Annotated in this window: 6 protein-coding genes, 1 other RNA gene and 1 pseudogene; 1 reads left to right on the top strand and 7 read right to left on the bottom strand. The window is 31.5% G+C overall.

The features are described 5' to 3' along the window. The coding region (locus tag L8D11_RS03760) for an IS1 family transposase (RefSeq protein WP_272906032.1) at nt 1-197 on the top strand (197 nt) is incomplete at its 5' end. Nucleotides 198-291: 94 nt separating this feature from the next. Here the strand turns inward: L8D11_RS03760 and L8D11_RS03755 are convergent. The 7 genes and pseudogenes from L8D11_RS03755 to L8D11_RS06000 form a co-directional block, all read right to left on the bottom strand. Next, complete coding sequence (locus tag L8D11_RS03755; protein ID WP_236870339.1) at nt 292-486, bottom strand: hypothetical protein; 195 nt, start codon at nt 484-486, stop codon at nt 292-294. A gap of 81 nt (nt 487-567) precedes the next feature. After that, nucleotides 568-1,308, bottom strand: coding sequence for an ABC transporter ATP-binding protein (locus L8D11_RS03750; protein WP_236870338.1), 741 nt, complete (start codon nt 1,306-1,308; stop codon nt 568-570). A 2-nt stretch (nt 1,309-1,310) separates the two neighbouring features. Continuing rightward, nucleotides 1,311-2,093, bottom strand: coding sequence for an MlaE family ABC transporter permease (locus tag L8D11_RS03745; RefSeq protein WP_236870337.1), 783 nt, complete (start codon nt 2,091-2,093; stop codon nt 1,311-1,313). Nucleotide 2,094: 1 nt separating this feature from the next. After that, complete coding sequence (gene alr / locus L8D11_RS03740) at nt 2,095-3,168, bottom strand: alanine racemase (RefSeq protein WP_236870336.1); 1,074 nt, start codon at nt 3,166-3,168, stop codon at nt 2,095-2,097. Between the two features lie 61 nt (nt 3,169-3,229). Next, an RNA gene (ffs, locus tag L8D11_RS03735) (signal recognition particle sRNA small type) lies at nt 3,230-3,325 on the bottom strand. 114 nt (nt 3,326-3,439) lie between these two features. Further along, nucleotides 3,440-3,934 (bottom strand): hypothetical protein, encoded by a 495-nt coding sequence (locus L8D11_RS03730; RefSeq protein ID WP_236870335.1) that lies wholly within the window; start codon nt 3,932-3,934, stop codon nt 3,440-3,442. Nucleotides 3,935-4,033: 99 nt separating this feature from the next. Next, nucleotides 4,034-4,156: pseudogene (locus L8D11_RS06000) on the bottom strand (type IV secretion system protein); the annotation flags it as partial. Between the last annotated feature and the right edge of the window lie 174 nt (nt 4,157-4,330).

Here is a 4,330-nt window from a genome sequence, read left to right as displayed (position 1 = left end):
AAGCATATGCAAGAGTTATCCCAAATGATCTTTTGATACAAAGTAAAAAGCACACCTATAATATTGAGGCCCAAAATAGCTCTCTCAGAGACTTTATCAAGAGATACAATCGAAAAACCAAGGCTTACTCCAAAGCCGCTGATATGGCTGAATTATCTGTGTATATACATTTCTTCTTTGACGCTATATTTGCTTAGCAATGCCAAATCAATATTAATACCTTGAGCAAAGGCATAGTTAGATTCTACCGCAATCAAAATTGCTAGAAAAATGGTAAAACAAATAAACTTTCTATTCTTCAGTAATGACATCTATCAAAATATCTTGTTGACCGAGCAAAATTAAATACCTTTTTTTCTTGAATTTACACATCACTAATCTTCTTTTATGATCTATATTTAGTGTTTCTTCAAGCTTTAAATTATTATCTGCTGCAAAATAATTTCCTAATAAATTTTTATTTTTTAAAAATTTTATTAATACCATAATTACCCCAATAAGACTTATAAGCAATATTAGTATAAAAAAAGACTTTAGATACAAAGAAGTTTCCATTAAAACTAAATTTTACTTATTTAAAAACAATTTAACATATTCATCTTCACTTTCCACAGTATTTTTAAGATTATCTACCCAGAAAACCTCCCCCTCCTTTAACAAGGCAACTCTATCTGCTAGTTTTTCCATAACTTTTACATCGTGTGTTATGGTGATAGTTGTTGATTTTAATTTTTTACTGATGTTTTTAATCAAATTTGTAATAGCTGCAGACATAACAGTGTCAAGGCCAGAGGTTGGTTCATCTAAAAACATTATTTCTGGATTTGTCGCTATTGCTCTTGCTATTGCGACTCTTTTTTGCATTCCGCCTGATAAATTAGATGGATATAATTCTAAAATTTCTTCTTTTAATCCAACTAAATATAACATTTCTATTGCATGCTCTTTGGCTTTTTCTGTATTTAAAATACCAGAATTAATCAAGCTAAAACAAATATTATGCCAAATTGGTAAGCTGTCAAACAATGCATTGCCTTGAAAAAGCATACTAAATTTTTTTAAAAATTTTTGTCTCTGAATAATATGGGTATGTGTCACATATTCGTTATCTATCACCACCTCACTTCCATCATCAGGATCTAATAATCCTGCGATACATTTGAGAAGTACAGATTTACCGCTACCTGAACCTCCAATAATAATAAATGACTCACCTTTGACCACATTAAAATTTATGTTTTTCAATACTTGCTTTGTATCAAAACTTTTACTGAGATTATTAATTGATATTAAATTGTTTCTAGACATCCTTATTTCACGAATAGTAACCCTGTTATTATATAATTGGAAAGCAAAATCAAAATAGATGAAGTTACTACAGATTGTGTAGCAGAAATGCCAACGCCACTTGCTCCTCCTGAAGTTTTGAACCCATAAAAACAACCTATAAAGGTTACTATGAAACCAAAAACAGCTGCTTTGATTAAACCAGATATCACATCCTGATACTCCAAGAATTTTATGGTACTATTGATGTATGAATGGTATTCAAATCCAATTTTATATATTGCTATCAAATAACCTCCAAATATACCGATAATATCAGAAATCAAAACTAACATAGGAAGAACTATGGTTCCTGCTATTATTTTTGGAATTATTAAAAATTTGATTGGGTCGGTATTGAGCGTATATAATGCATCAACTTGTTCAGAGATTTTCATGGCCCCTATTTCAGCAGCTACAGATCCTGCTACTCTACCTGCTAGCATTAATCCTGCTAATACAGGCCCTAATTCTCTTGTTATGGATATCACGATAATAGAAGCTATTGAGCTTTCAGCATGCATTCTTGAGAAGCCAGTATAGGTTTGTAAGGCTAAAACTGCTCCTGTGAATATTGCAGTAAGTCCAATTACTGATAATGAATAAAAACCAATTATAACTAATTGATGAAATATTTTTTTTACATAGACAGGAGCCATAAAGAATTTGCTTAATATGTCAAAAAGAAATATAACCAATCTTCCTATGCCTTCTAAAAAATTTAAGGTAATTACACCTAGTGTTTGAACGTATTTTAATTTGCTCATATCATAATGTATAAATTTTTCTGCAACTAGTTGATAGGCTTGTCAATATCTCTCTTTGATCTGTATTTGCTAATTTTGCAATTTCAGCTATAGTAATTTTTTCACCAATTAATTCAACACTTTTTATTTCCATAAAGATAGATTCAGGTAACTGGTTGGCATCTATTGCAATCATATTCATACTGACAATGCCAATAACTGGCAAAATAAAGCCTTTGGCATAAACTGTAGACTGATTACTTAAAATTCTTTTATACCCATCAGAGTAACCTACATTTAAAATTAATATCTTATCACCCTTTTTTACTTCATATGTGGCATTATAACCAATATATTGATTTTTATAAAATATCTTTCTATTTAATACACTTGCATAAAATTCTACAACGTTTAGCATTTGGGAATTTTTATCTTTGGATACATTGACCCCATATAATGCCCCTCCAGGTCGTACCATATCAAAGTGATATTCAGAACCTAAAAATATACCACTTGAGTTTGCAAAGGTAAATTTTGAATCGGGAAAAAATTTTTTTAGAAAGTTAAAATCTTGTAGTTGTTTAATATTTAAAAAATGGCCTTTTTGTTCAGAGCATGATAAATGACTCATCACAAAAAGAATCTCACATTTTGTCAAATTTAATGATTCAATTTCCTCAATTTGAAACCCATCACGACCAATTCCTGTGTCAAAATTTAAAATAATATTTAGTCTCTTTTTTGAATGAAGATTAATTAGCTCTAACTGTGTTTTATCACTTATTACCGGTATAAAGTTATTCTCTTCGATAATAGCTAACTCTTCCTTACTATTTACACCTTGGAAGATGTAAATTCTCGATTTTTGAGAGTTATTCTTAACCAAGTATGCTTCTTCTAAATTTATGACCCAAAAATCCTTACAACCTACATCATCTAATGCTTGAGTTATTTGAATTATGCCTAATCCATAAGCATTTGCCTTGACTACTGCAGAACATATTGTTTTTTTTGAATTTATAGTGGATTTGAGTTTTAAGTAATTTTTCTTAATGTTTCCTAAATTGATCTTAATATATTGGTGATTATTTAACATTTACTCTAGAGCTTGGATTAATTTTAGCAATTTTCTTCTATTATGGAGTTGAGTATAAAAATCAGAAGAAGCAAAATGAGACCCAAAAATCTAAGCTATGGCTGCTTCTTTTCAGACCTGACCAATTTAGCAAATATTCCGCCCCCATTAATGCTTCTAAGCGAAAAATAAAACAAGAACAAAAGTTTTGCAAGATAATTATTACATTTAATTTTTTTAGTAATTTAATCGTCGTCATCATCTTTCGTTAAATGATCAATTGCTTTCTCTTTTAACTTATCTTTAAGACTTTCTGCAATTTTCTCAGATACTTTTGAAGCAGTGCCACGTGTAACTCCACCAGTACCACCTGTAACTCCACCAGTGCCACCTGTAACTTCACCAGTACCACCTGTAACTCCGGCACCAGTGCCACCTGTAACTCCAGCGCCGGGCCAGCACCAGCACCTGCAGCCCCAGCTGCCATTCCTGCTCCAGCTGTTGCCACCGCCACAGCTGCCGTTGCTACAGCTATTGCAGCTTGCTTAGCTTTTGCTTCTACGAATTGAGATGTATTATCTGCCACAGCTCCAATACTCATATGCCTCATTGGGTCGCCAGTTGCTATCCAAGATGCAATTCCAGACATATAAGAGGAAAATTCTGACATTCCCTTAGCAACTAAATAAATGACTAAGCCACCAATAAATGTCATGGCATAAACTGCAAATGCTGAATAAACACTTACAGTACCAGATTCATCTGGTGGCGAGTGAATGTCTAGCATGCTATTGTAACCAGAAATCCAACATTCATTATATAAAGTGCCTAAGTCCACTCTTAATAAGCAAGTTGAGCAGGCAGTGAAATTGAAAATATAATAAATCAAAATTGTAATTATATAGTTCAAAATTATAATAGAAGTATATACAAAAAGGGGTTGCAGTGCATATGAAAATAGGTTTTTTGCCCATGAATCAAACATCTGTTTAGTTTTTTCAAATAAAATACAAAGGCACAGTCAAGTTAAAAATAGAATAAAATTCTGATATTGAGTAAAAGATTATAAAATTGTAGGATTTAAAAAAATAAATATCAAAAAAGATGAAGGGCACACCAAACAGACATAGATATCCAATGATGATAATAGGACAGGCGATATGGCAATATCATAGATTTAATC

Source organism: Candidatus Bandiella numerosa (genome assembly GCF_021811875.1).
GTDB lineage: Bacteria > Pseudomonadota > Alphaproteobacteria > Rickettsiales > Midichloriaceae > Aquirickettsia > Aquirickettsia numerosa_A.
Note: the sequence above shows the minus strand (reverse complement) of the source record. Positions and strands in the feature narration are given on the sequence as shown.